The sequence below is a fragment of the Bacillota bacterium genome (assembly GCA_040757085.1).
In the GTDB taxonomy this organism is placed as follows: Bacteria; Bacillota; Sulfobacillia; order JACIYH01; family JACIYH01; genus JACIYH01.
The window spans coordinates 21,746-45,644 of sequence record JBFLXJ010000031.1; the positions used below are offsets into that span (position 1 = coordinate 21,746).

Genomic DNA, 23,899 nt, shown 5'->3' on the forward strand with positions numbered 1-23,899 from the left:
TCTTTTTTGCGACCTCCCATGATGTGGGAGGAGTCCACCGCCCTTTTCAAGTAAGCAATGCTATAGGCGACGCCTGTGGGCAGCATGCCCACCGGAAGACTGGCCGAGCCAGTCACCCGTCGACACAACCGCCGCCACTGCCTTTCCGAATTCCACGGTGCTCACCGATCGGCAGTTTTCCGCCATCCGCGCCAGATCAGGAGTAACCGTACCGCCCCCGACCACCTCTTCCACGGCGGCACGAACCAGCCGCGCAGCCTCGTGCCAGCCCATGTATTCCAGCAACATGGCCCCGGAGAGTATCAGCGAGGTGGGATTGGCTTTGCCCTGCCCCGCATATTTGGGCACCGAACCGTGGGTCGGCTCGAACACAGCCACCTCGTCAGACATATTGGCCCCCGGGGCCACGCCCAGCCCGCCCACCAGGGCAGCGGCTGCGTCGGACAGGTAGTCGCCGTTCAGGTTGGGGGCCGCGATCACATCGTAATCCCCAGGCCTGGTGATCAGCTGCTGCAACATGTTGTCGGCTATCCGATCCTTGATCACAATGCATCCATCCGGCGCCCGTCCAGTGCCCAGCGTATCCTCTCGCACCACCCGATCGCCAAACTCCTCATCGGCGAGCTCGTACCCCCACTGCCGGAACGCCCCTTCCGTGTACTTCATGATGTTACCCTTGTGGACCAGGGTGACGCTTTTCCGGCCCCGTTCGAGTGCATACAGAAACGCTTTGCGAACCAGACGACGGGAAGCCCGGCGACTGATGGGCTTGACGCCGATCCCGGAATCCGGGTCCACGGTTACCCCCAGCGAATCGGCCAGGAATTCGATCAGCCGTCGGGCGGCCGGACTTCCGCTGGGCCACTCTATCCCGGCGTAGACGTCCTCGGTATTCTCGCGGAATATGACCAGATCCACCTGCTCGGGGTGCCGTAGGGGCGACGGCAACCCCGGGAACCAGCGTACGGGACGAACGCAGGCGTAGAGATCCAGGGCCTGCCGCAAGGCCACATTCACACTCCGAAAACCGCTGCCCACCGGTGTCGTGAGTGGACCCTTAATGGCCACCTTGCACTGGCGGATGGCCTCCAGGGTTGCCACCGGCAGGTACTCTCCCGTCTTCAGGTAAGCAGACTCACCCGCCTCCAGGCTCCGCCACACCACCCGCCTCGCCCCCCCGTAAGCCCGCGCCACGGCAGCATCAAGCACGGGACGGGTCGCTTCCCATATCTCCGGCCCGATGCCATCCCCCGCGATGAAACCCACCACGGGGCGATCGGGAACCACCAGCCTGCCTGCTTCCCACCGGCACAACTCCCCCGAAACATCCTGATGCCCCATCCGTTTCACCTCACGCTTCCACGGCAAGTCGGCCGTGTCGCTTCACGTGAGCTACCAACCCGCCGTCCCGCAAAATCTGCAGCATTACCGGCGGAAGAGGTGCCGCCGCCACCTGGAAACCCTGCGTGACGTCCACCACCACTCCCCGCTCGAGGTCAACCCTCAGGAGGTCACCGGCAGCGATGCGGGATGTGTCGCAAATCACTACCGGCAGCCCCACGTTGATGGCGTTGCGGAAGAAAATGCGGGCCACCGACCGGGCCAGCACCGCGGCTACCCCCGCCAGCTTGATGATGGTCGGGGCGTGCTCACGGCTCGACCCTAGCCCGAAATTGCGCCCTGCCACCACGAAATCGCCCGGCTTGACCCGCGCCGGGAACCCGGGGTCGGCGTCCTCCAGCACGTGCCTTGACAGCTCGTGCAACTGGGAGCGCAGGTGGTAGTACCTGCCAGGAGCTATGTGGTCCGTCGAAATGTCGTCCCCGAACCTGTGGGCACAACCTTCCAGGATCACAGCAGCACCTCCCTCGGGTCAGCGATAACCCCTTTCAGAGCCGTGGCAGCGCAAGTGGCCGGTGAAGCCAGGAACACCCGGGCTTCCGGGTTACCCATGCGGCCCCGGAAGTTGCGGTTGGTGGTGCTGAGGCACGTCTCGCCATCCCCAAGGATGCCGAGGTGCACGCCGGCACACGGCCCACAACCGGGTGGAGATATGGTGGCACCGGCCTCCACCAGGTCGGCCAGGATGCCCGACCGCAAGGCCGCGAGGTACACCCGGCGCGAGGCGGGCATCACCAGCAGGCGCACCTCGGGCGCCACCTTCCTTCCGCGGAGGATGGAAGCAGCCACCTGCAGGTCCTCGAGGCGACCGTTGGTGCACGATCCGATGAACACCTGCTGCACGGGAGTGCCGGCCGCGTCAGCCACCGGGATCACCGCATCGACCCGGTGCGGTTTGGCCAGCAGGGGAACCAGCGCAGAAACGTCCACTTCTACTCGCCGGACATAGTCGGCGCCGGCATCCGGTTCCAGCGGTCGCCAGCAATGTTCTCTCCCCAGGCCGGCGAGATAAGCGCAGGTCACCTCGTCGGAAGCCACCAGCCCGGTCTTGGCACCTGCTTCCACCGCCATGTTGCAGAGTGTCATCCGTCCGGCCATATCCATCCCCTCGATGGCCGGGCCTCCGAACTCCAGGGCCTGGTAGGTGGCGCCGTCGGCCCCCAGGTGGCCTATTAACCACAGCACGAGGTCCTTCGGGTAGACGCCGGCGGGAAACCGGCCTGTGGCCTCAACCCGCACGCTCTCGGGCACCCGGAACCACGTTTCGCCCAGGCCCATGGCCACCGCCACGTCGGTGGAGCCCATCCCCGTGGCGAAAGCGGCCAGTGCCCCGGCCGTACAGGTATGGGAGTCCGCCCCCACCACCACCTGGCCCGGGGACGCGTATTCTTCCACCGTCACCTGGTGACAGATCCCGTACCCGCAGTCATGGAGCCGACACCCGGCACTTCGGGCGAAGCGCCGCAAAAATGCGTGGTCGTTGGACAGCTCCTTGCGAGGGCTGGGCAGACCGTGGTCCAGGAAGACCAGTGTCTTCTCGGGCCGATGCAGGCCGGCCATTCCCAGAGCCTCGAACTGCCGCACGGCCAGGGGCCCGGTGCCGTCGTGCATAAGCACCAGATCCACGGGGACCACCGCGAACTCGCCTGCCCGCACGGGTCGTCCCACCCTGTCTCCCAAGATCTTCTCCGCCAGCGTCCGGGGCATGATCCTGACCCTCCTCCGAAGTAGGCCGGAATGCCAACAATCAGGATTCCTGGTTGTTCTCCACCGCCCCCTTCATCACAAGCCACGCGTTCCAAATGTGCTGTCGCATTGCCCTTTCTGCCTGGTCGGGATCCCGCGCACGGATCCACTTCAGAATCTCGCCGTGCTCCTCCACGAGCTCCGCGGCTCTGCCCGCAGTGGAAATAGTGCGGGCGCGGTAACGGTTGATGTGGTCACGCATGGTCTCCAGCTGCTGGGCGGCAAGCTTGAGCCCGCTGGCCTTTTGTATGGCAGTGTGGAACTCGAGGCTCTCCACATCCACTTCTTCATGCCGGCCTTTCTGCACCGACCGTCGAATAGCAGCCAGGATTTGCTCCATCCGATCGAGGTCCTCCGGCCTGGCTCGCCGGGCAGCGTATCTGGCCGCCAACCCCTCAAGCGCCGCCCGGATGGCAAATACCTCCTCTATCTCGTCCTGGCTCAGCCCCACCACTTCGACCACTCCCGTGGGCAGGCGCCGGACGAATCCCTCTCGCTCCAACAACTGCAGAGCCTCCCGCAGGGGAGTACGGCTCACACCCAATTGGTCCGCTAGCTGGCTGGCCACCAACCTGGTTCCTGCCGCGATCTCGCCGCGGACGATAGCACGACGCAAGAGCCGGTAAGCTTCATCGCGGCGGCTACTCAACTCCACCCGGGGGAGAAATGGCACCTTCAACCTGACCACCTCGGATGCTGCACGGTGCATTTGATCTGCTGCATGCAGCATTCGCCATCCCAGCCAAAACTCCTCTTCATGACCACGTGGCCACCATGCAGCGCACAACGACATGCCGGCCAGGTGCCGGATGCGGCATATACAAGGATACCGAGCACATCCCGTACGCCCAGAGCACCTCTAACCCCGTCTCGCGGCCAGATTTGCAATCTCAAGTCGGTGGCCCGCAGCGGCAAGCCACGGGCCACCAGCGAACCCTGCCTCAAAAGGACAATCAACCCGGGCCCTACTCGGGAATCTGGGTGCAATAAGCAAGGGTGCGCTCGTGCTGCGGGATCAGGATGTCAGCCATTTGCGCCACTTTCACCGCATTGTCGTAGGCCTTGATGGCATCCGTGTGAATTCCAGGGGTAAGGACCGGCATATGGGCCTTGATCGCTTCGGGAGGATTGAAGACGTCGAGGGTGCTGCAAAAGCCCGTGATCACCGCCGTTCCCTTGGGTGTTTCCACGGACACCGCCTGCGTGCCGGGCGTGTGCCCGGGGAGGTGATGCACTCTTATCCCCGGAAGGATCTCCGCGTCGCCATCGACAGCCTTGATCTTGGCGCCTCCATAAAGGGCCCTGTCGTAAATAGCAGCCATCAACGGGTGGCCAGATTCGGCAAATTTGAGTTCTTCCTTCTGCACATAGACATCGGCCCTCCGGCACTTTGCCGTGTTTCCACAGTGGTCAAAATGCAGGTGGGTCTGAATAACAACGTCGATGTCCTGGGGCTCCAGCCCCAGCCGGGCAAGGCCCTCCTCGAAGGAGGTAACATCGCGAACCTCCCCCGGCCAGTACCTGGCCATAAGTTCTGCCGAAGCACCGGTATCTATGAGGACGTTCTTGTCCCCTGCCCGCACATACCACGCCACCACAGGGATGAATATTTCTTCCCCGTAATTCATGAAGTAGGTCATCAGCCCTTTGCTCAGCTTGAGCTCGCCGGTCACGATGGGCTTGATCACATACGGCATCCTGGGCTCCTCCTTTCTCATTGCACCTTGCCAACCCGGCTCCTGCCGCCTGGCCTCACCTGTGATCCCACCCCCTCACAGCCCGGATCACGCTTTCCCCAACAGTCCCTGAGCGCGAGCCCACTCTTCCATCCCCGGCCACTTGAACGGCCCGTAAAGGCCCTGGGCGATGTCGAGGCGATCACGCTGGGCACCTCCGAGCCACATCTTCACGATCTTGAAATCCCTCGCGTACTTCTCCACGTGGAATTCGTAAGAGTACCCGTAAGAGCCCATCAACTCCATGGCCCGGTTGCAAACCATTTCCGCCGTATCGGCCGCAAAAGAACGCGCGGCAGAGAACCTGGCCACCATTTGCGGGGTCCAGGGGGCACCGTACAGTTCCGGGCGGGTTACCATCCACGTGGTAGACAGGTAGTACTGCCGGGACAGTTCGATAGCCCGGAACATCTCGGCGATCATTCCAGCAAACAGGGAGCGCTCGCGTACGGGCGCACCGGCAATGGCGCGATCCTTTGTGTAGTCGAGCACGATCTCAAGGACAGCCTGAGAGAGGCCCGTGAGGCGGGCAGCCCCCGCCAGACGGCCCAAGCCGATCACATAGCCGCGTACGATCTTGGCGCCCTCGCCGGGCTGGGTGTCGATGCGGTAGCGCTCGGGGATGCGCACGTTGTCGTACCAGATGTCCACGTTTTCGTCGGTCCACACGAAGCCCATCTTCTCGTACGGCTTCGAGAAGCTCAGGCCCTCCGCGTCGGGTGGCACGTAGAATATGCCGATGCCATCCTCACCCAGGGACGGGTCCGTGGTGGCCACGGTCCAGTAACCAAGATGTCCCTTCAGATGTTCGCTCTCAAATCGCCTGGCCGGGCCGGCAGGACCAGGCCATATCTTGTGGCCTTTGATTACGTACGAGTCGCCCTCCTTCTTTGCAATGGTGCGGATGGTGCGGCCCTCCAGAGCAGGATCCTCCAGGTTGGCGCCGCCTGCCGGCTCGGTAATCGCCACGCACGCGGTCCACGCCTCACCGCCCACGATGCGCGGCGCAAACTCGCGCAGGAGGTCATCGCGCTTGGCGGCCACCATGAAGGAGACGACCCAGTGAATCTTGCCAACCATCGTGGCCAGGCCGATATCGGCGCGGGAAAGTTCCTCGTTTATCATCTGACGAACGACCGGGCTCAAGCCCAAGCCACCGTACTCCTTGGGAAGGTTTGCCCTGGTCAGGCCGAGATCGACGAGCCTGGCATACAGCCGGTGCAAAGTGCTCAGGGCAAGATTCTCGTCCCGATGCCATCCGCCCTCGAGGTCGTGGCGGTGGGGCATTATCTCCTTGTCCACAAACCGCCGGATGCTTTCCGCCACCTCGATTTCCTCAGCCGTACAGAAGGCCTGGGGGTACTTCTGCTTTGTGGTCAGCATCAAGTAGCCGGTGCCGGCCATCCTGGTTCCTCCTCCCTGCTCACTCACGCAGATCCCTCGGCCCGACCGAGCCCGAGAGCAGGGCCCCGCGGGCAGCCCTGCCAATCTTCCGCGCCCTCGCCGAGCATGTACAGCTCTTCCGTTCCCCAAAACAGCGAGAGGCGGCAACCGTCACCACATCGGTATTCCCCCTTTCCGCGCGCGCTCAGCGGAACCGGAACCGCCCTCGGGGCAACCCGGTAACCCCTGCCACGCAGGGACGCAAGAAGCATGCCGCTTCCCGCGCAGGTCAGGCCACAGGCAAGAAAGCGGCCGCACCGGCATAACGGGGAAGCCGCCACGTGTTCCCGGCATGGAGCTTCTCACGTCTTCGCGACAACCAATTCTTACCTGTGACAACCGCTGCCCTTGGGGCCCAAGCCGTACTTGCGCATCCTCCGGTAAAGAGTGGAAAGGCTGATACCCAGTTCCCTCGCTGCAGAAAGCCTCCCCTGAAGGGTGTCTCCGTAGGTTGCAAGGACCTGCCTCAGCAACTGGTATTCTCGATCTGCCACCGGGGGCTCGGCGGACTCAATCATGTGCTTAGGAAGGTCTTCCACCGTGATAACAGAACCCTGCGCTACCAGAACCGCACGGGTTATCACGTGATCCAATTCACGCACGTTGCCCGGCCAGGAGTAATTTTCCAGGATGCGGTATGCCCGAAGGTCGACTCCTCCCACACGTTTTCCCAACCGGGTCTCAGCCGCCCTCAGGAAGTGCTGGACTAGCAGCGGAATGTCTTCCCGCCTCTCCCGCAGCGGTGGCAACACCAGCTCCAGCGTGCTGAGACGGAAATAAAGGTCAGCCCGGAACTCGCCCTTTTCCACCTTTCCTCGCAAGTCGCAGTTCGTCGCCGCGATCACGCGGGCGGCAACCCTGCGGGGCTTAGCGCTGGCCACCTTTTGAACCTCACCCGTGTCCAGAAACCTGAGCAGCTTCGCCTGCAGCATCGGTGGAAGCTCACCGATTTCATCGAGGAAAAGGGTGCCCCCTTCGGCAAGCTCCGCGTATCCCGGCTTACCGTCCCTCCTCGCGCCGGTGAAGGCCCCCGCTTCGTACCCAAACAACTCGCTTTCCGCGATCTCCGACGGTATCGCCGCACAGTTAACCGCAACGAAAGGCCCGTTGCGCCGCCCGCTGAGACGGTGAATGGCGCGCGCCACCAGCTCTTTCCCCGTGCCGGTTTCTCCTGTGACCAGCACCGTGACCGCGGTGGGCGCGATCTTGCAGATCATCGCCTTGAGCTCTCTCATCGACCGACTGTCCCCGATGATATCGCCGAGGACGTCGCCCCCTGCCAGGTTAACCCCGGCGAAACAGGCCCGCGCGGGCTGCAGCCCGATCACTGCACCCGGGCACGTCCCTCGCCCGCCACCGCCGACGGGCTTGACCCGCACGGTCGCCGTCACACCCGTGGGCAGGGCAACGTGCTGCCCGTCAAGCCGATAAATCTCCCTAAACCCCGGCACGTCGCGGCCAGCCTTAAGACCGGGCAAGATCTCGGTCACCGGCCTGCCCACCGCATCGACAGGCAAGCCGACCAGTTCGGCCGCACAGGTATTCAGCTTGCGCACGAGGCCGTCTTCCCCCACGACTATGACGCCGTCCCCGACTGCCTCCATAATGGCGTCGGCCTCCATGCCGGCCCGGGCAACCTCGGAAAACAGAATGCCCGCCGCGGCGTCCTCGGCGAGCCACAACGCGAGCGCCCGCAGGTATTCGGCCCACGCCTCCCTGCGGGCAAGAACGCGATCTCGGGATTCTAAGTCGTAGGCGAGGATGCCGGCGACACCCACGACCTCCCCGTTCTGCCGAACAGGGGTGGACATTACCAGCGTGTAGGGACACACCCGGTAGGCTTCGCAATCGCGGCACCGGCCCGGGCCCCTGGGTTCAAAAATGGCAAACTCCTGACCGGTGACTATAGTCTGATGGAAATACGATCCGTGAGGCCTCGCCGTGCCCACGTTTGCCCTGTACCGGCTAGTCCCCAGAAGGCCAACCCGGTCTTTCCCTGCAACACCGATATCGACGCCGGTAACCGCCGCGGTTGCCGCCAGCAACCTCTGGACTTGCTCTCTGACCTCCGGGCTCGAGGCCATGGGCAGAACCCCCCACCGGACAAGCCGACGCAGAGACGCGGCATGGATCGCCGGGGAAGCTTGGTGAAACCGGACAATGCAAATGCGAAGGCTGATAACCCCTATGTGAGTTCTACCACCGGGCTACCTGGTCCTTCAAACCGGTGGCTCCTGATTGGCGGACTCACCCCCTGGGCCCCCCGGATTCCAGGAACCGTGTCACCTCCCGCCATACCTCCATGACGGCATGCGAAACTGGCCCGTCGGCGAACTCCACCAGGGGCTTCCCGTGGACGATGGCCTCCGTGAAGACCGGGTCATAGGGGATGCAGCCGGCCAGCGGTACTCCCCGGGCCTGGCACTCCTGCTCTATTTCTCGTGCTCCGGCCGGGTGCAGGTCGTAGCGGTTTATGCACACCACGGCGGCAACTCCGAAGTGCCGGCACACATCAAGGACTCTGACCAGGTCGTGGATCCCCGACAGGGTGGGCTCCGTAACCACCACCGCCAGGCCGGCTCCGCCCACCGTGGATATCACCGGGCAGCCGACTCCGGGAGGGCCGTCCGTGATGAGAAGCCGTGCGTCCCTTTCTTCGGCTAACTCCCTGGCCCGCCTGCGAACCACCGTCACCAGGCGGCCCGAGTTTTCCTCACCGGGCTCCAGGCGGGCATGCACCATGGGACCGTAGCGGGTCTCCGAGACATACCAGTGCCCCGACAGTTCCTCGCGCATGGTGACAGCCTGCACGGGACAAACCCAATGGCACACGCCACAGCCCTCGCAGGAGAGGGGATCGATCTGCGTACCCCTGACGGCACCAAAACGGCAACGGGCCTCGCACAGGCCGCACCCCGTGCACTTGCCGGCGTCGATGAAAGCCCTGCGGGAAGCCCGGAAATCGTGCGTTTCCCTGACCTCGGGATGCAAAAGAAGGTGCAGATCTGGTGCGTCCACGTCGCAATCGGCCAGCACCAGCCCCCAGCCGGAGGCCGCGAGAGAAGCAAAAGAGGCCACCAGGCTGGTCTTTCCCGTCCCTCCCTTGCCGCTGATCACCGCTATCTCCTTCACGGGCCGACCCCCTCCACAAGCGCCTGGACGCGGCGAAAAAGCTCCCCGAACCGCTCGGCCCACTCCGGTTCCGCCCGCACCAGGGGGATTCCCCGGGCATAGCTTGCTGCTATGCGCCGGTCCTGCGGGATCTCCATCAAAACGGGCAGGGCCCGCTCGCGGCAGAAAGCCCAGACTCCCGCGTCGCCGACGTCGGCCCGGTTGATCACCACCGCCGCGGGCAGCCCCAGCTTCTCCAGGACCTCCACCATGAGTTTCAGGTCGTGCAGGCCAAAGGGCGTGGGCTCCGTGACCAGGAGGCAAAAGTCAACCCCTTTCAATGCCTCGACCACCGGGCAGGACGTGCCGGGAGCCACATCGACGATCGCCACCTGGTGGCCACCAGCCCTTTTCTTGACCGCCCTCACCACCGGCGGGGCAAACGCCTCCCCCACGTTCAGGCGCCCCTGCACGAACGCCACGTCCCCTGCTTTCCCCACGTCCACCGTTCCCACGGGACGCCCTACTTCCGTGATGGCCTGCTGGGGGCAGAGCAAGCTGCACGCCCCGCATCCGTGGCACAGTGCGGCGAAGATCAGCACCTGCCCGGGGACGACAGCGATGGCGTGCTGCGGGCACACGTCAGCGCACCGGCCGCAGTAGGCACACTTCGCCGAGTCCACGCGGGGAACGGGTATTTCCACGGTCTCAGTCCGTTCGATGCATGGCTGGAGGAACAGGTGGGCATTGGGCTCTTCCACATCACAGTCAAGTAACTGCACCCGGTACCTCCTGCCGATGGCCAGGGCGAGGTTGGTCGCGACGGTGGTCTTTCCCGTTCCTCCCTTACCGCTTGCCACCGCTATGACCATGCCATCCCTCAGGGCAACCACTCCCCCGCAACTCCCGTCGCACCCGCACCTATCGGGGGCCGGACGGAGCGTCCGGCCCCCGCCTCCTGGCTACCCCCTCTCCCGGGGTTCTCGCTTCTCCAGTTCGCGCAGGCGCTCCTCGATTTCCCGCAGCTCCTCCCGTAGCGCCTCCGCTTCCTCCCTCAGGAAACGGGCCTCGTCCTCCGCTCCCCCTTCATCGTCTTCATGGGCTGCCCGGCCTGGTTCCTCCCCAGGAGCGGCAGCCCGGTAGGGTCCGGGGGCTACCCACGGTGCGCCAGTGCCCCAGGGAGCTGCCCAGCCCGGTACGCCCGGCCACCAGCACCACTCACCCCACGCGCGCGGACCCCAGGCACCCCGGCCCGGCCCGGCGAACCTACCCCAGCCACCCCAGGGGCCGGGTCCGCCCTTCCAGAAACCAGGCCCGAACAGGACCCTTCCTCGCATCCCGTTCTCACCTGCCTTTGTCGCTCAGTTACTGGCAGGGCCGCAACCGCCACGGCAGCCTACCTCCCGAGCCGGCTGCGACCCCGCCACCCACCCCGGGAGGCTGTGCCCGCCTACTTGTTCTCCAGTTCAGCCAGCCTCTTCTCCATCGCTTCCAGTTGCCTGCGCAGCGCTCCGCTCCAGGCCTTCAGCGCCTTCTTCTCATCGTACACAGGGCCATAACCATAACCCCAAGGGTACGCCACGGAGAACCCCCGTGGCCTCGCCCACCTGCGCCAGGCCCGTCCCCGGCCCCAGCCAAGTCCCGGAACCGGGTTCAGGAAACCCGGTACGGGAAAGCCAGCGCAGAACCCCGCAGCCCTACCCGTCATGGGTCCCTGCCCGAGAGGACCGGTACGATCGCCCCACGGCATGCCCGATCACCTCCTTTGCCGTCTCCCACTACGCGTGGTGGCATTCTCCCCCTCCGCGAGGGTGATCACACAAGCTCTCCCCCGGCTGAAGCTCTCCCCGGAGGAAAGCACTCACCGCCCAATCCACCGATCCCTCAACTCCAACCACGGCCCGGATTCCCCGCTCCTCGAACAGGGCCTGCGCACGGGGACCCATGCCACCTGCTATGATGCAGGCCACTCCCATGTCACCCAGGTAGACGGGAAGGAAACCGGGCTGGTGTCCCGGATTGGGGATCACCACCTTGCTTGTCACCTTGCCGTCCTGTACGTCAAAGATCGTGTACTCCGGACAGCGGCCGAAGTGCTGAGCCACTGCTCCAGCTTCCGACGCCACCGCGATTTTCACCCAGAACACCTCCACTCCGCCCGGGCCCGGATCTCACATGCGCCCGCCGCGCCCGCGACCCATACCGCGACCCATGCCGGAACCCCCGGGCACCCCGGCCCCGGGGGCTGACCCCGCGCACCGTCCGGCAGAGCGGGCCCCGGTACCCAAGTGGCTGGCCACGGTCGCATCGGCCAGGGGAACCAGTTCCCCGCGCAAAAAGGCCTGCACCGTCTCCCGCACCGTACCGCCCCGGGCAGCGTACACCTCTATGCCGGCAGCCCGCAGGGCGCTCATGGCGTTGGGACCCACGTTGCCCGTCACCACCGCCCGCGCCCCGCTGCGCGCAAGAAGCTGTGCCGTCTGGATGCCGGCTCCCCCAGCAGAGTTCACCGCGGGGTTCGAGATGGACTCGCACTCCAGGGTCTCTGAATCCACCAGCAGGAAGAAAGGGGCCCGGCCAAAACGCAGGTCAACGGGGGAGTCAAGATTCTGACCCTGCGCCGCCACCGCGACCTTCATCCCCCTCACTCCTTTCCCGTTACCGGAAGAAGGGACGAAAGCAGGGGAACCACGGCACCCTCGTACTGCTCAACCTCACCCCGGTCGCACAGCTCCGCGAGGTGAGGATCGAGGGGCAACTCACCGAGGAAAGGCACGCCCGTCTCCTGCGCCACCCGGTCCCCCTGGCCCGGCCCGAAGAGCCTCAGCGTCTCCCCGCACCGGGGACAGGTGGCGCACGTCATATTCTCCACCAGGCCCAGGATGGGGACCCCCAGCATCCCCGCCATCTTGATGGCTTTCTTGACCACCATCACCGCCAGGTCCTGGGGGGAGGACACGATCACCAGCCCGTCCAGGGGCAGCGACTGCAGAACCGTCAGCGGAGCGTCCCCGGTACCGGGCGGGAGGTCCACCAGCAGGTAGTCCAGATCGCCCCAGGCCACGTCGGTCCAGAACTGCCTGACAGCGCCCGCTATGAGGGGACCCCTCCAGATCACGGGGTCATCCTCATGCGGCAGAAGCAGGTTCAGCGACATGATGCTGATGCCCGTTTGGCTCCGTACCGGCAGTATCCCGAACCCCAGGGAAACCGGCTGCTCCTTCACGCCGAACATCCTGGGAATGCTCGGCCCCGTTATGTCGGCGTCCATGATCCCCACCCGGAATCCCTGCCGGGATAGCCTGATGGCGAGAAGCGCCGTGACCGAGGATTTCCCCACGCCGCCCTTACCGCTCATCACGGCTACCACGTGGGCGATACTGCTCAGTTCGTTCGGCTTCAGCTTTTCTACCGTACCGCGGCTCTCCTGGCCTCCAGGCCGTTCCCCGCCCTCGTGTCCGTCGACCATTCTCCGGTTCCACCCTCCTTCTGGCTGCACCAGGCACAATACCCAAACAGGCATAGCTCGCTGTCGGCGACCACAAAGCCCTTGCGCCGGAAACCGCCGGCCTCCACCTCCCCGGAATCGGCATCGAAGACCCGGCCGCAGGAAAGACACACGAAGTGGCAATGGGACTCGCCGACCAGTTCGTACCTCACCCGCCCATCCCTCACGCGCACCTGCCTCACCAGGCCCAGGTGCCCGAGCAGCCTGAGCGTACGGTACACGGTGGCCATGCCCACCCTCTTGCTCCTGAGCGAACGGTACAGTTCCTCGGCGGTGGGGTGATCACTTTCGGCCAGGGCTTCCAGCACCGCCCGGCGTTGGGGCGTTGGCCGGCACCCTGCCTGAGACAGCCGCTCGAGAGCCAGCTTGCCGGCAGCAGGCAAACGGACGCTGTTTGGCATCCGACCACCCCCATACCGGGACGTTCTGGCCATATGCCCGATACTTAGTATACCCGGGTTGTGATCGTATGTCAACAACTAAACCAGGCAATAAACCTCAGCCCCGAGGGCCAGGTCCTCCTGGAACCCCGCTCCCGGGCAGGTCAATTAGCTCACCACAATCGGTACAAAACTGCACTGCCGGCAACCTAACTGTAAGGATCCCCAACCTCTTTGAGCCGCCGCAGGGGCACGCCAGCAGGCTTGAAGTGCTCTATGGCGGGCTGAAGCCGATTCTGACCCGGAATTATCAGCGCTCAAGCCCCTCGCCGAACAGGTGAACCAGCGCGGCCAGCACCTCCTCTTCAGCCTCGCCTTCTACCCGAATGGTCACTTCCTCCCCGTCCCTCACCCCCAGGCCCAGCACCTGCAGGATGCTCTTTGCATCCGCCTTCCTGCCCCCGTGCTCGATGCTCACCTGGCAACCACTGTGCCTGGCAGCTTCCTGAACCAGCATCGCGGCCGGCCGTGCATGCAGTCCAACCCCGGTGCGAACTACAACACGTGCTTCAACCATCGACCCGCCATCCTCCCCACCCCATACTTGCCCGCTCACCCCGCCCCTCATGCGAGCAGCTCACGTACTTCGCCACCACTCCGGCAGGCAAGCACCCTCCTGGCCAGCTCCCGCGCCTCCACCACCGATACCGACCTCACCACCTCCTTCACCTCAGGAAGCAGCGACGGCGCCATGCTCAACTCTCTCACACCAAGCCCCACCAGCACCGGCGTCGCCACGGGATCGCCGGCGAGATCACCGCATACCCCCACCCACTTTCCAGCTCGCCTTCCCGCCTCAGCCACCCCGGCGATGAGGCGCAGGACGGCAGGGTGCAGAGCGTCGGCCAGAGACGCCACCCTCGCGTTGGTCCGGTCTGCGGCCAGCGTATACTGCGTGAGGTCATTGGTCCCTATGCTGACGAAATCCACTTCCTCAAGCAGGAAATCAGCCAGCAGCGCCGCCGAGGGCACCTCCACCATGATCCCCACAGGAAGCTCTTGGTAGGCTACCCCCCTCGCCGCCAGATCCTCCCCGGCCCTTGCCAAAAGACGCCTGGCAGCACGCACCTCCCCCAGATCTGCCACCATGGGGAACATCACCCACACCTCACCGTACACCCGCGCACGCAACAGCGCCCTGAGCTGGGCCAGGAAAACCTCCTCCCGCTCCAGGCACAGCCTGATGCCCCGCAGCCCTAGAAAGGGATTGGCCTCCTCCAGCTTCCCCAGCCAGGGGATGGGCTTGTCCCCACCCACGTCCAGCGTCCGGATGATCACCGTGCGCCCCGCCATCGCCCGCGCCACCTGGCGGTACACCTCAAACTGCTCGTCCTCGGACGGCGGCGAATCCCGGTCCATGAACAGGAACTCAGTCCGGAAAAGCCCCACCCCCTCGGCACCACAGGCAAGGGCCGCCTCCACGTCGCCGGGCAAGCCGATGTTTGCCGCAAGCTCCACCCGGTAACCATCTTTCGTCACCGCAGGCAGGGCCACCAGCGACTCGAGCCTCTTTCTACGATCATCCCACGCCCGCTTCCTGGCCTCCCACTGCCGCAGCTCCTCAGGAGCCGGGTTGACCACGATGGCGCCGGTATTCCCGTCCGCAACCACCATGTCGCCCGAGGCCACGGCGCCCACGACCCCCGCCGCACCCACCACCGCAGGTATCCCCATCGTGCGCGCCAATATGGCGGCGTGCGCCGTGGAACTCCCGCGCTCCATCACAAAACCCAGCACCCTGCCCCGGTCCATCTGCGCCGTATCGGAAGGCATGAGCTCTTCACCCACCACCACCACCGGCCCCGGAAGCTCCGCCAGCGGATGACCGGCCTGCCCCTCCAGAACAGATACCACCCGGGAAACCACGTCCCGTACGTCGGCAGCCCGCGCCCGCAGGTACTCGTCCGGCAGGGACGAAAGCACCCGCGCCACCTCTTCCCCCGCCCGCTCAAAGGCCCACTCGGCGTTGCACTCCTCTTCCCTTATCGCCTGCTCCGCCTTTCCCGCCAGCTCCGGGTCCTGCAGCATGAGAAGCTGGGCTTCGAATATGGCAGCCTGCTCGGCTCCGGCTTCCCGCAACGCCCTATCCCTCACGGCCTCCAGCTGCCGCCGCGCCGCCTCCAGGGCAGAACGCAGGCGCACCACCTCCGCCGCCACGTCGCCGGGCCGCACGGTGCGCCGCGCCACACGCCCGGCCCTGTGGAAGACATAGGCAGGCCCGATGGCGATGCCAGCTGACGCGCCCTGCCCCCGGAACTCCCTCGCGCACTTCATTTCAACAGCTCCCCCGGCCGAGCCGCCGTGCCTCCCACTCACTCAGCACCTGAGGAGTCGGCCGAACCAGGACCGTGCCACCTCTCCCATCGACCATAACCGTGTCTCCGTGCCTCACCCGCGCGACAATCCCCCGTGCTCCGACCACTGCAGGAACCTCCATCGCCCTTGCCAATATGGCCACATGGGAGGTTTGACTGCCCACCTCCGTAACCAACCCCAGCACATACTCGCGGCCCATTCTCACGACATCCGAAGGCCTCACATCGTGGCCAACTACCACAACGGGCGAAATGACAGTGGGCACGCACGACTTTTGTTCGCCGAGCAAGGCAGAGATTACGCACTGTGTCACGTCCCGGATGTCTGCCACACGAGCGCGGATGTACTCGTCGGGAACCGCCGCCAACCTGCGACAGACCTCCTCGCAGGCCTGGCTCACCGCCCATTCGGCTCCCCACAGACGTTGCCGTATCAGTTCCGTTGCCCTGCCTACCAGATCAGGATCTTCTATAATCAACTGGTGGGCATCGAATATCGCCGCATACTCTTGACCGACCTCACTAGCAGCTCTGTCCCTAACGGCTCGAAGCTCTTCCTTCGCCCTCGTGATCGCACCACGCAGGCGGTCCTGTTCCCGCGGCACTTCTCCAGGTTCGATCTGCCGGGGCTTAACTTCCAACGCCCCTGCCAACACGCAGGCAGGACCGATGGCAATTCCAGGGGAAACTCCGATCCCCCTGATCTCCAAACCCGGGGCCTCGGCTCCGAGAGAAGAACTCTGAGGAGAATACCCGGGGGTCCCTGCCCCTGTGTGCCGAGGTTCAAACTCCCCACCGGACTCTATAATACGCTTCAAAGTGCTCAAGGCCTCATCCTGGTCAGGGCCCTCGGCAGATATGGCGATTTCTTCTCCCTTCTCAACAGCCAAACTCAAAACCTGAACAATGCCTTTGGCATCGACTGCAGCCGAATTCTTGGTCAGGTTACGAACGCTTATGTCCGACCGAAAACGGGCGGCGGCCTGGACGAAGCGAGCCGCCGGACGCGCGTGTAATCCCAGCGGGTTGGACACAGTGACAACCACCTCTGCGCCGCGCGGACGCGGAGCAGGAGCCGGCTGGGACGAATGACCGGCAGCATCGGGTATTTTGGGCAGGGTAACAACCGAACGAGCTGCCGTATCTATTTGGTGGAGCGAGCTCCCGAGCGCCGCCTGAACGGCCGCCGCGATAGCACCCTCCACCAGGGGCGCAGGGCACAACAACACGCGCTCCCGCTCTTCAGGAGACAACATCTCGACCGCCATCTCCGCGCTCAGAACAGCACTTCCGAGATCCATCAGCACGACAACTCCGTCTGGGCTGTAAGCCCTGCGGATCCCATCCAGTATGCGCTCCGCGCTGGTGCCAAGAGTGTTCTCATCAAGCCCTCCTGCAGCCACAATGCAAACCTTGCCCTGAGTTACCTGATCGGCCAGCTCCTTGACACCCTCGGCCAGTTTTTGGCTGTGTGCGACTATCACAATACCTACCATTGACGGCCTCACCCTGCTTAAGAATTTACCGCGCACGTTCACCGCAATCGGGACAACCGATTACCTCCTGAACGCGCCCCAGGCTCTCTAGACTTACGTCTTCCGCTGATGCAGCCACAAAACCGACTCTCCCGCACCTGCAAGCGTACCAACCCGGGGAGGCCAGGCGAAAAGGAACAGCTCCTTGCGCCAGTAATATCTCTTCGACGCCCCAACCCCACCGGGCGTTGGTCAACAGGCGACTACAACCAGCCATCTGGAGCTTGCGCACATACAGGCCAAAATGACGGCAGTGTCGCATCAGCAGGATCGCCACCGTGACACCTGCTGGAAAATGCCAGGTGCGGGCATCGGCGCACACCGGCACCAGATTGTCCGGCAAAGAAGACAATCCTGCCCTGAGCACCTCGGCGTTCATCTCCACAGCATACACCCGCCGGCACCGCTCGGCAAGCCTGCGGGCCAAACGCAGGTCTCCGGCACCGATGTCCAGGACCACATCGTCCCGATAAACCCTGTCGATAACTGCAGCATAGGTCTCCTCATCGTAAGGAACCCAAAGTGCTTCCCACGGGTCAAGCGCCTTCACCGTAGCACCACCTTGAGAGTAATCCCAATGCCGTAACAGGTCATGAGTATTCCCAGCGCGAGGAGCCCGAGGTCAAGCCTGCGCTGCCAGTGCCGCGCAGGTCCCAAATCAAGCGCGACCGCCCGTGCGCCCAGTAACGCGTGCACGATCACGACAACCAAAAAGGCTGTTTCTATCACAAAGGCCGCCGGCTGCCGCAGGTACGATACCACCTGGTCGTAGGTTCGCAGACCGCCTGGCGCGGTAAAATGCTGCGCGACCATGTGGACAGATCCCAGCACCACGAGCAACACACCGGTCACCGCCTGGCCCAGCCAGGCAGCCGTACCGCCCCGAAGAACGCCTCGCGAACGCAAATCTCATCCCCCCGTTGCAAATATGCCGTAGCCGACCGCTGCAGTAACCACAGCGCTTATTACCCACGTCACCCAGATCAGTTGCCTGTACCTGAGGGCACCGAACCCCAGGCCCAAAGCACTCAGACGGATGCCGTTCAGACCGTGTACCAGCAACGCGGCGACCAGCAGGACATCCAGGGCCAGCATAGGAGGGGTTTTGGCGACCGCCACAAACCTGTCCCACGCCTCCGGTCCAGCAGCGAGCAGACTGAGGACCACAAAATGGGCGAGAAGGTACAGCAGCAACCCCACACCGGTGACCCGGTGGATGACGAACGCCACCATGCCTGGCTTCCGGCCCCGGAAGTCCACCCAGGCCAGGATTCGTCGGGATATGGAGAACTGCCCCCTCATCGCAGGTCACGCCCTCCCATCATCTGTGCGAACTGCCTGATGAGGATTCGGCGCCGAAGACGCATGATGGCGCTGCCAGGGTGCACCTGGGAGGGGCAAACTTCGCTACACTCAAGCACGCCATGGCATCGCCAAACGCCGTGGTCGCCGTTGACAAGTTGCAGCGCATGATGCGGGTCAGCCCCCCGGGGTTCGCTGACAACCCGCTCCGCTGCCGCCAGAGCCGCCGGCCCCGCATAGAGCAAGTCACTGGCGGCCACGGGACACGCCGAGACGCACAGGCCGCACTCAATGCAATCCTCAAAGCGCGTGAGTACTTCAACGTCGCCCGGACGGATCGCGGGCTGGCGTTCCGCCTCCCGAATTACTCTCATATCCACTTCTTGCAGACGGCGAAACATGGGCGCAACGTCAACCACCAGGTCGGTCACCACCGGAAAGTTCCGGAGCGGATCCAGCGTCAAGACCTGGCCATCGGGATAGTCGGACACGCGGGTTACGCAAGCCAGTCTCTCCACGCCATTCACGCGCAGTCCGCACGTTCCGCACGAAGCGTGGTGGCAGGCGTGCCGGAAAGTCAGAGAGTTGTCCTGCTCTGCCCATACCTTCTCCAGGGCATCGATGAGGTGAGCAGATTCCGGTACCTCCACGTGAAACGTATCGTAACGGGTCGCGGACCCGGGCTTGTACCGGAAGATACGCAGCTGCAGCCGGCGCACCTGCATCCCCCCTAACAGTAAAAGTTTCGGTAGTAGGGAAGCACGAATTCGCTGGTCCGACACTTCTCCTGCAACCCCAGCTTAGCACACACGATGTCCGCGGCTTTCTCGGCCATGGCCCGAGCGGTGGTAGTCTTCCCCCCAGTGATGGTCACCAGCCCCTCAACCCCGTCAGCTGCATGGTCAAAGCACTCGAACGTCCGGCTGAGTTCCCTCCCCTCAGATGCCACCCCTCGCTGCGCCAGCAGTGGTCTGGCCACTGCGAAAATGCCCCGAGTTGCCATCCGGCGCAACCCGGGCAACAGCTTATCACCTGACTCCAACATCCTGTCCACATGGTCAGCGGGGATGGGTATGAGGTCCGGGTCTTCCACCCTCCATGACGTAGTTCCCACGATAGACGTACGGCGCTGCGGCACTACGATGTCACCATCCCCGGGCTCGTTCAGCCGATTGATCACCAGACAGTTCAGGCGCTCCCGCACTGCCACCATAACACCGGCGGTAGGCACCACGGGAACATCCACCCCGGCGAGAGCCGCCACCTTTCCCGCCCACGGCCCAGCGGCGTTCACCACCACATCGGCCCCGATTACCTCCTCCTGCCCGGACCGCATGCTCCTCACACGGACGCCTGAAACCGACCTCCCGGACTGTGTGATATCGATCACAGCGGTGAACAGGCGCACCGAAGCCCCGCGTGTCTTGGCGCCAGCCAAGAAGCTGAGGCATAGCCGATACGGCTCGAACACCCCATCGGGAACCAGGACCGCCGCCAGTGCTTTGGGGTTCAAGTTCGGTTCGATTTGTAGCGCGCGCTGCACCGGAATTTCTTGGGCCGGGATACCGCACCTGGAGCATGCATCCAGGAACTGCTCTTTGTAAGCCAGGTCACTCTCGTTCAAGGCTACGAACATGCCTCCGTTCAGCTCCATGGCCCATGGCATTATCCGGCGGAGAATCAGGTTTTCCCCAATGCACTCTGCAGCCGACTCGGGGTCCTTCACGGCGTAACGCGCGCCCGAATGCAAGAGACAGTGGTTCCGCCCGGTAGTCCCCGAAGCCACTTCTCCTCTGTCCACCGCGATGACCTGGAGGCCGCGCAGGGCGAGATCGTACGCAGTAGCACAACCGGTGGAACCACAGCCTATCACAACCACGCGGGGTACGCTTCTCACCATGACACCGTCTCCTTCAGTCGGGGGCCCGCCTGCCCCCGCGCTATCACCTGGCTTGGAACAGGCGGGCCACCACCCTACTCGGTCCTGGCGACCTATACCATGAAGATGACCGCCGGTCTTAATCTACCCAGTCGATGGACCTTTGCACCGCCTTAAGCCATCCCCGGTATAGCTGCTCGCGCTTAACCTCGTCCATCTGAGGCAGCCACCGCTTGTCCTCTTTCCAGTACTGCCGCAAACCCTCCAGGTCATCCCAGAAGCCGACCGCCAGACCAGCTGCGTACGCCGCTCCCAGCGACGTCGTCTCGGCCACGGTGGGCCGAATCACGGGCACCCCCAATATGTCGGCCTGGAACTGCATGAGAAGTTCGTTGTACACCATGCCTCCATCTACCTTCAACGCCGTCAACTGGACCCCGGAGTCTTTGTTCATCGCGTCCAGAACTTCCCGGGTCTGGTATGCGGTGGCCTCCAGCACGGCCCGCGCCAGGTGCCCCTTGTTGATGTAACGCGTGAGCCCGATGATCAATCCGCGCGCCTTCAGATTCCAGTAAGGGGCAAACAGCCCCGAGAACGCAGGTACGAAGTAAATGCCACCGGCGTCTTCAACGGTACGGGCCAGGGTTTCCACTTCGGCTGACTTGGAGATCAGGCCCAGATTGTCCCGCAACCACTGAACCAGAGCCCCGGTAATGGCTATCGACCCTTCCAGTGCGTATACTGCAGGTTCCTGCCCCATCCGGTAGGCCACCGTGGTCAGCAAGCCGCTCTGAGACGGCACCGCCTCCGTACCGGTGTTCAGGAGCATGAAGCACCCTGTACCGTAAGTGTTCTTGGCCTCACCCGGGCTGAAGCACGTCTGGCCCACCAATGCTGCTTGCTGGTCGCCCAGGTCTCCGCACACCGGTACAGACGCACCCAATGGCCCCGCCGCAGGAGTGGTACCGTACAGGGCCGGATCTGACGAGGGACGGATCTCGGGGAGCATCTGCCGCGGTATCCCCAGGACGCCCAGGATCTCGTCATCCCAGTCCAGCGTGGAGAGGTTCATCAGCATGGTCCGGCTGGCGTTGCTCACGTCGGTAACGTGGGCGCCCCCGTCTGGCCCGCCCGTCAGCCACCAGATCACCCAGGTGTCTATGTTACCGAAGAGGGCCTCGCCCTTTTCCGCATCCTCGCGAACCCCCGGCACGTTGTCCAAGATCCACTTGACCTTGGGCCCGGAAAAGTATGTCGCCAGAGGCAGTCCCGTTTTTGGCCGCCAGCGGTCCTGCCCACCGTGCCCGGCCAGATCTTCGCAGATCCCCGCGGTACGAGTGTCCTGCCACACAATGGCATTGTAATATGGCTTGCCCGTTTTCCTGTTCCACACAATGGTGGTCTCGCGCTGGTTGGTAACGCCGATGGCTGCTATGTCATGAGGAGAAATCCCCGCTTTGCCAACCGCCCCCTTGATTACCTCCTGGGTGCGCTGCCAGATTTCCAGGGGATCGTGCTCGACCCATCCCGGCTTCGGATATATCTGTTGATGCTCCTTTTGGTCGATGGAAACCACGCGGCTCTCATGGTCGAAGATCATGAACCTCGTGCTGGTCGTACCCTGATCCACCGCAGCAACGTATCTCGCCATACAGGCTCCTCCCTTCCGTTTCCTTGAGATCTGGGCCTAGGGCTCGGGCCGAACATTGCCCGCCGTCAGCCCATCAGGGTCTCGGCTGCGGCCGTGAGCAACAGGGACGATGACGTAGCCCCCGGATCCTGGTGCCCGGCAGAGCGATCCCCAAGGTAGCTGGCACGTCCCTTCCTCGCCACCATGGGAATGGTGTCCTGAGCCCCCTTCGCCGCTGCTGCCGCTGCCTGCCGCAGGGCGTCACGCAGAGGCGTCCCATCACATACCGCCGAACGCAGTACTTCAAGGGCCGGAACCAGAGCATCTACCATCGTCTTGTCGCCCAGAGTAGCCTTGCCGCGCGCAATCACACCGTTGACCCCGGCCTCCACTGCGGCAACCAACTCTTCAGGGCTAAGCTCCATCTTCCCGGCCGTGCTGACACCAGCCTGCATGAAGAAGGTACCGTAGAGCGGACCGGCAGCTCCTCCCACAGTAGACACAAGTGCCATGCCCGCGGTCTTTAGGATGGTCCCGATATCCTTGTCCGCCACGCCTGGCAGCCGTGAGAGAACTGCCTGAAACCCTCGATCCATGTTTGCCCCGTGGTCGGCATCGCCAATCGCCGCATCCAGCTGGGTCAGGTAGTCTCTATCCCGGGACAATGCCTCGGCACATGCTTTCAGCCAGTTCAGTATCCCATCACGAGTGACCTTCATTTCCTTGCCTCCACTGGCCATTACTGGGTAGAACGGCGCGCACGCACAACCGGTGGAACAACCCCCAGCTACAGGCCCCAGCGCAGTCCCGGCGTTTTCACCGGCTCGTCCCATAACCGCACGAGTTCGTCATCGAGCCGCAAAAGGGTTATCGAGGTGCCGGCCATCTCCAGAGAGGTGATGTATGAGCCGATGAGGTTGCGAACCACTCTGAGGCCCTTCTTTTCGCACACCTGATGAGCCTTGCGGTAAACGACGTACAGCTCTATCAGGGGCGTACCCCCCATCCCGTTGACGAATAGCAACACGTTGTCGCCCGCCTTGAAGGGGAGATCCGCGGTGATGGGCTCCATCAACATCTCCACGATCTCGTCGGCCGACCGAAGCTTCATCCGATGCCGTCCGGGCTCCCCGTGGATCCCTATGCCAATCTCCATCTCGTCCTCGCCCAACTCAAACGTCGGCCTTCCCACGTGCGGTACCGTGCAGGACGTGAGAGCCATCCCCATGCTGCGCCCGTTTTCGTTGACTTTCCGGCAGAGGTCGGCAAGCCGCTGCAAGTCGTACCCCTTTTCCGCTGCCGCACCACAGATTTTTTCCGCCAGAACGGTCGTGCCCACCCCCCGGCGGCCCTGGGTGTAGAGGCTGTCCTGGACGGCTACGTCGTCGTCGATGACGACGCTGGCCACATCGATCCCGTCGGCCCGAGCAAGCTCCGCAGCCATATCGAAATTCATGATGTCACCGCTGTAGTTCTTCACGATATACAGGACGCCCGCGCCACTATGCACCGCCTTCGTTGCTTCGTACATTTGCTCAGGCGTCGGACTGGTAAACACCGCGCCGGGGCACGCCGCATCCAGCATGCCCACACCCACGAACCCGCCGTGCATGGGCTCATGCCCGCTGCCGCCCCCCGAAACAATGGCCACCTTTCCCTGCACGGGCGCGTCTGCCCTGTACACAAAATTGGGGTCGAAGTGCACCTTTACCAGGTCCGGATGAGCCAGAGCCATTCCCTCAAGCTCCTCCCGAACCACATCCTCAGGCTTGTTGATCAGCTTCTTCATGCCCGCTACCCTCCCTTCCGCAAGGGGACAGGGGGTATACCCCTGTCCCCCAAGAACCGCCGCC

Annotated in this window: 26 protein-coding genes; all 26 read right to left on the reverse strand. The window is 63.8% G+C overall.

The genetic code is table 11. From position 1 onward, the window contains the following. Positions 1 to 60 precede the first annotated feature (60 nt). Positions 61 to 1,341 (reverse strand): isocitrate dehydrogenase (NADP(+)), encoded by a 1,281-nt coding sequence (icd, locus tag AB1446_11815; protein ID MEW6547578.1) that lies wholly within the window; start codon positions 1,339 to 1,341, stop codon positions 61 to 63. A gap of 10 nt (positions 1,342 to 1,351) precedes the next feature. Then, on the reverse strand, positions 1,352 to 1,852 hold the full coding sequence (locus tag AB1446_11820; protein ID MEW6547579.1) for a 3-isopropylmalate dehydratase small subunit: 501 nt from the start codon (positions 1,850 to 1,852) through the stop codon (positions 1,352 to 1,354). After that, positions 1,852 to 3,108, reverse strand: a complete 1,257-nt coding sequence (locus tag AB1446_11825; GenBank protein ID MEW6547580.1) for a 3-isopropylmalate dehydratase large subunit — start codon at positions 3,106 to 3,108, stop codon at positions 1,852 to 1,854. The genes AB1446_11820 and AB1446_11825 overlap by 1 nt, the downstream gene beginning before the upstream one ends. 40 nt (positions 3,109 to 3,148) lie before the next feature. Beyond that, on the reverse strand, positions 3,149 to 3,820 hold the full coding sequence (locus AB1446_11830; protein MEW6547581.1) for a GntR family transcriptional regulator: 672 nt from the start codon (positions 3,818 to 3,820) through the stop codon (positions 3,149 to 3,151). 292 nt (positions 3,821 to 4,112) lie between these two features. Further along, positions 4,113 to 4,844 (reverse strand): N-acyl homoserine lactonase family protein, encoded by a 732-nt coding sequence (locus AB1446_11835; GenBank protein ID MEW6547582.1) that lies wholly within the window; start codon positions 4,842 to 4,844, stop codon positions 4,113 to 4,115. A gap of 87 nt (positions 4,845 to 4,931) precedes the next feature. Next, on the reverse strand, positions 4,932 to 6,314 hold the full coding sequence (locus tag AB1446_11840) for an acyl-CoA dehydrogenase family protein (protein ID MEW6547583.1): 1,383 nt from the start codon (positions 6,312 to 6,314) through the stop codon (positions 4,932 to 4,934). Positions 6,315 to 6,652: 338 nt separating this feature from the next. Further along, complete coding sequence (locus AB1446_11845) at positions 6,653 to 8,410, reverse strand: sigma 54-interacting transcriptional regulator (protein MEW6547584.1); 1,758 nt, start codon at positions 8,408 to 8,410, stop codon at positions 6,653 to 6,655. A 163-nt stretch (positions 8,411 to 8,573) separates the two neighbouring features. Continuing rightward, on the reverse strand, positions 8,574 to 9,458 hold the full coding sequence (locus AB1446_11850) for an ATP-binding protein (protein ID MEW6547585.1): 885 nt from the start codon (positions 9,456 to 9,458) through the stop codon (positions 8,574 to 8,576). Continuing rightward, positions 9,455 to 10,330, reverse strand: a complete 876-nt coding sequence (locus tag AB1446_11855) for an ATP-binding protein (protein MEW6547586.1) — start codon at positions 10,328 to 10,330, stop codon at positions 9,455 to 9,457. Before AB1446_11855 ends, AB1446_11850 begins: the two co-directional genes overlap by 4 nt. Before the next feature lie 69 nt (positions 10,331 to 10,399). Next, the gene (locus tag AB1446_11860) at positions 10,400 to 10,774 is read right to left on the reverse strand and encodes a hypothetical protein (GenBank protein MEW6547587.1); all 375 of its coding nucleotides are present in this window, start codon (positions 10,772 to 10,774) and stop codon (positions 10,400 to 10,402) included. 113 nt (positions 10,775 to 10,887) lie between these two features. Next, positions 10,888 to 11,187 carry a DUF5320 domain-containing protein gene (locus AB1446_11865; GenBank protein MEW6547588.1) on the reverse strand — a complete coding sequence of 100 codons (300 nt, stop codon included), beginning with the start codon at positions 11,185 to 11,187 and terminating at the stop codon, positions 10,888 to 10,890. Between the two features lie 28 nt (positions 11,188 to 11,215). Further along, positions 11,216 to 11,575, reverse strand: a complete 360-nt coding sequence (locus tag AB1446_11870) for a NifB/NifX family molybdenum-iron cluster-binding protein (protein MEW6547589.1) — start codon at positions 11,573 to 11,575, stop codon at positions 11,216 to 11,218. Positions 11,576 to 11,608: 33 nt separating this feature from the next. After that, positions 11,609 to 12,076 (reverse strand): NifB/NifX family molybdenum-iron cluster-binding protein, encoded by a 468-nt coding sequence (locus AB1446_11875; protein MEW6547590.1) that lies wholly within the window; start codon positions 12,074 to 12,076, stop codon positions 11,609 to 11,611. 5 nt (positions 12,077 to 12,081) lie between these two features. Continuing rightward, positions 12,082 to 12,906: an Mrp/NBP35 family ATP-binding protein gene (locus tag AB1446_11880; GenBank protein ID MEW6547591.1), complete on the reverse strand. Its 825-nt coding sequence runs from the start codon at positions 12,904 to 12,906 to the stop codon at positions 12,082 to 12,084. Further along, positions 12,846 to 13,346, reverse strand: coding sequence for a Fur family transcriptional regulator (locus AB1446_11885; GenBank protein MEW6547592.1), 501 nt, complete (start codon positions 13,344 to 13,346; stop codon positions 12,846 to 12,848). The genes AB1446_11880 and AB1446_11885 overlap by 61 nt, the downstream gene beginning before the upstream one ends. Before the next feature lie 289 nt (positions 13,347 to 13,635). Then, the gene (locus tag AB1446_11890; GenBank protein ID MEW6547593.1) at positions 13,636 to 13,953 is read right to left on the reverse strand and encodes an HPr family phosphocarrier protein; all 318 of its coding nucleotides are present in this window, start codon (positions 13,951 to 13,953) and stop codon (positions 13,636 to 13,638) included. Next, positions 13,950 to 15,659, reverse strand: coding sequence for a phosphoenolpyruvate--protein phosphotransferase (gene ptsP / locus AB1446_11895; protein ID MEW6547594.1), 1,710 nt, complete (start codon positions 15,657 to 15,659; stop codon positions 13,950 to 13,952). Before ptsP ends, AB1446_11890 begins: the two co-directional genes overlap by 4 nt. A 1-nt stretch (position 15,660) precedes the next feature. Then, positions 15,661 to 17,238: a dihydroxyacetone kinase phosphoryl donor subunit DhaM gene (gene dhaM / locus AB1446_11900; protein ID MEW6547595.1), complete on the reverse strand. Its 1,578-nt coding sequence runs from the start codon at positions 17,236 to 17,238 to the stop codon at positions 15,661 to 15,663. Beyond that, positions 17,222 to 17,785, reverse strand: a complete 564-nt coding sequence (locus AB1446_11905; GenBank protein MEW6547596.1) for a methyltransferase domain-containing protein — start codon at positions 17,783 to 17,785, stop codon at positions 17,222 to 17,224. The genes dhaM and AB1446_11905 overlap by 17 nt, the downstream gene beginning before the upstream one ends. After that, complete coding sequence (locus AB1446_11910) at positions 17,782 to 18,141, reverse strand: hypothetical protein (protein ID MEW6547597.1); 360 nt, start codon at positions 18,139 to 18,141, stop codon at positions 17,782 to 17,784. The genes AB1446_11905 and AB1446_11910 overlap by 4 nt, the downstream gene beginning before the upstream one ends. A 3-nt stretch (positions 18,142 to 18,144) precedes the next feature. Next, positions 18,145 to 18,537, reverse strand: a complete 393-nt coding sequence (sdhC, locus tag AB1446_11915; GenBank protein MEW6547598.1) for a succinate dehydrogenase, cytochrome b556 subunit — start codon at positions 18,535 to 18,537, stop codon at positions 18,145 to 18,147. Further along, positions 18,534 to 19,256 carry a 2Fe-2S iron-sulfur cluster-binding protein gene (locus AB1446_11920; protein MEW6547599.1) on the reverse strand — a complete coding sequence of 241 codons (723 nt, stop codon included), beginning with the start codon at positions 19,254 to 19,256 and terminating at the stop codon, positions 18,534 to 18,536. The genes sdhC and AB1446_11920 overlap by 4 nt, the downstream gene beginning before the upstream one ends. A gap of 11 nt (positions 19,257 to 19,267) precedes the next feature. Then, positions 19,268 to 20,437: an FAD-dependent oxidoreductase gene (locus tag AB1446_11925; protein ID MEW6547600.1), complete on the reverse strand. Its 1,170-nt coding sequence runs from the start codon at positions 20,435 to 20,437 to the stop codon at positions 19,268 to 19,270. Between the two features lie 118 nt (positions 20,438 to 20,555). Next, complete coding sequence (gene glpK / locus AB1446_11930) at positions 20,556 to 22,067, reverse strand: glycerol kinase GlpK (protein MEW6547601.1); 1,512 nt, start codon at positions 22,065 to 22,067, stop codon at positions 20,556 to 20,558. 65 nt (positions 22,068 to 22,132) lie between these two features. Beyond that, the gene (gene dhaL / locus AB1446_11935) at positions 22,133 to 22,765 is read right to left on the reverse strand and encodes a dihydroxyacetone kinase subunit DhaL (protein ID MEW6547602.1); all 633 of its coding nucleotides are present in this window, start codon (positions 22,763 to 22,765) and stop codon (positions 22,133 to 22,135) included. Positions 22,766 to 22,833: 68 nt separating this feature from the next. After that, entirely contained in the window at positions 22,834 to 23,835 is a 1,002-nt protein-coding gene (gene dhaK, locus AB1446_11940; GenBank protein MEW6547603.1) for a dihydroxyacetone kinase subunit DhaK, read from the reverse strand. Positions 23,836 to 23,899: the final 64 nt, after the last annotated feature.

What these genes read in the sequence shown, in the direction of transcription:
- dhaL (MEW6547602.1), bottom strand. Translation starts at nt 22,765, where the DNA reads ATGAAGGTCACTCGTGATGGGATACTGAACTGGCTGAAAGCATGTGCC.
- AB1446_11825 (MEW6547580.1), bottom strand. Translation starts at nt 3,108, where the DNA reads ATGCCCCGGACGCTGGCGGAGAAGATCTTGGGAGACAGGGTGGGACGA.
- dhaK (MEW6547603.1), bottom strand. Translation starts at nt 23,835, where the DNA reads ATGAAGAAGCTGATCAACAAGCCTGAGGATGTGGTTCGGGAGGAGCTT.
- AB1446_11885 (MEW6547592.1), bottom strand. Translation starts at nt 13,346, where the DNA reads ATGCCAAACAGCGTCCGTTTGCCTGCTGCCGGCAAGCTGGCTCTCGAG.
- sdhC (MEW6547598.1), bottom strand. Translation starts at nt 18,537, where the DNA reads ATGAGGGGGCAGTTCTCCATATCCCGACGAATCCTGGCCTGGGTGGAC.
- AB1446_11845 (MEW6547584.1), bottom strand. Translation starts at nt 8,410, where the DNA reads ATGGCCTCGAGCCCGGAGGTCAGAGAGCAAGTCCAGAGGTTGCTGGCG.
- AB1446_11860 (MEW6547587.1), bottom strand. Translation starts at nt 10,774, where the DNA reads ATGCGAGGAAGGGTCCTGTTCGGGCCTGGTTTCTGGAAGGGCGGACCC.
- AB1446_11875 (MEW6547590.1), bottom strand. Translation starts at nt 12,076, where the DNA reads ATGAAGGTCGCGGTGGCGGCGCAGGGTCAGAATCTTGACTCCCCCGTT.
- AB1446_11865 (MEW6547588.1), bottom strand. Translation starts at nt 11,187, where the DNA reads ATGCCGTGGGGCGATCGTACCGGTCCTCTCGGGCAGGGACCCATGACG.
- AB1446_11835 (MEW6547582.1), bottom strand. Translation starts at nt 4,844, where the DNA reads ATGCCGTATGTGATCAAGCCCATCGTGACCGGCGAGCTCAAGCTGAGC.
- AB1446_11880 (MEW6547591.1), bottom strand. Translation starts at nt 12,906, where the DNA reads ATGGTCGACGGACACGAGGGCGGGGAACGGCCTGGAGGCCAGGAGAGC.
- ptsP (MEW6547594.1), bottom strand. Translation starts at nt 15,659, where the DNA reads ATGAAGTGCGCGAGGGAGTTCCGGGGGCAGGGCGCGTCAGCTGGCATC.
- icd (MEW6547578.1), bottom strand. Translation starts at nt 1,341, where the DNA reads ATGGGGCATCAGGATGTTTCGGGGGAGTTGTGCCGGTGGGAAGCAGGC.
- AB1446_11925 (MEW6547600.1), bottom strand. Translation starts at nt 20,437, where the DNA reads ATGGTGAGAAGCGTACCCCGCGTGGTTGTGATAGGCTGTGGTTCCACC.
- AB1446_11890 (MEW6547593.1), bottom strand. Translation starts at nt 13,953, where the DNA reads ATGAGGGGCGGGGTGAGCGGGCAAGTATGGGGTGGGGAGGATGGCGGG.
- glpK (MEW6547601.1), bottom strand. Translation starts at nt 22,067, where the DNA reads ATGGCGAGATACGTTGCTGCGGTGGATCAGGGTACGACCAGCACGAGG.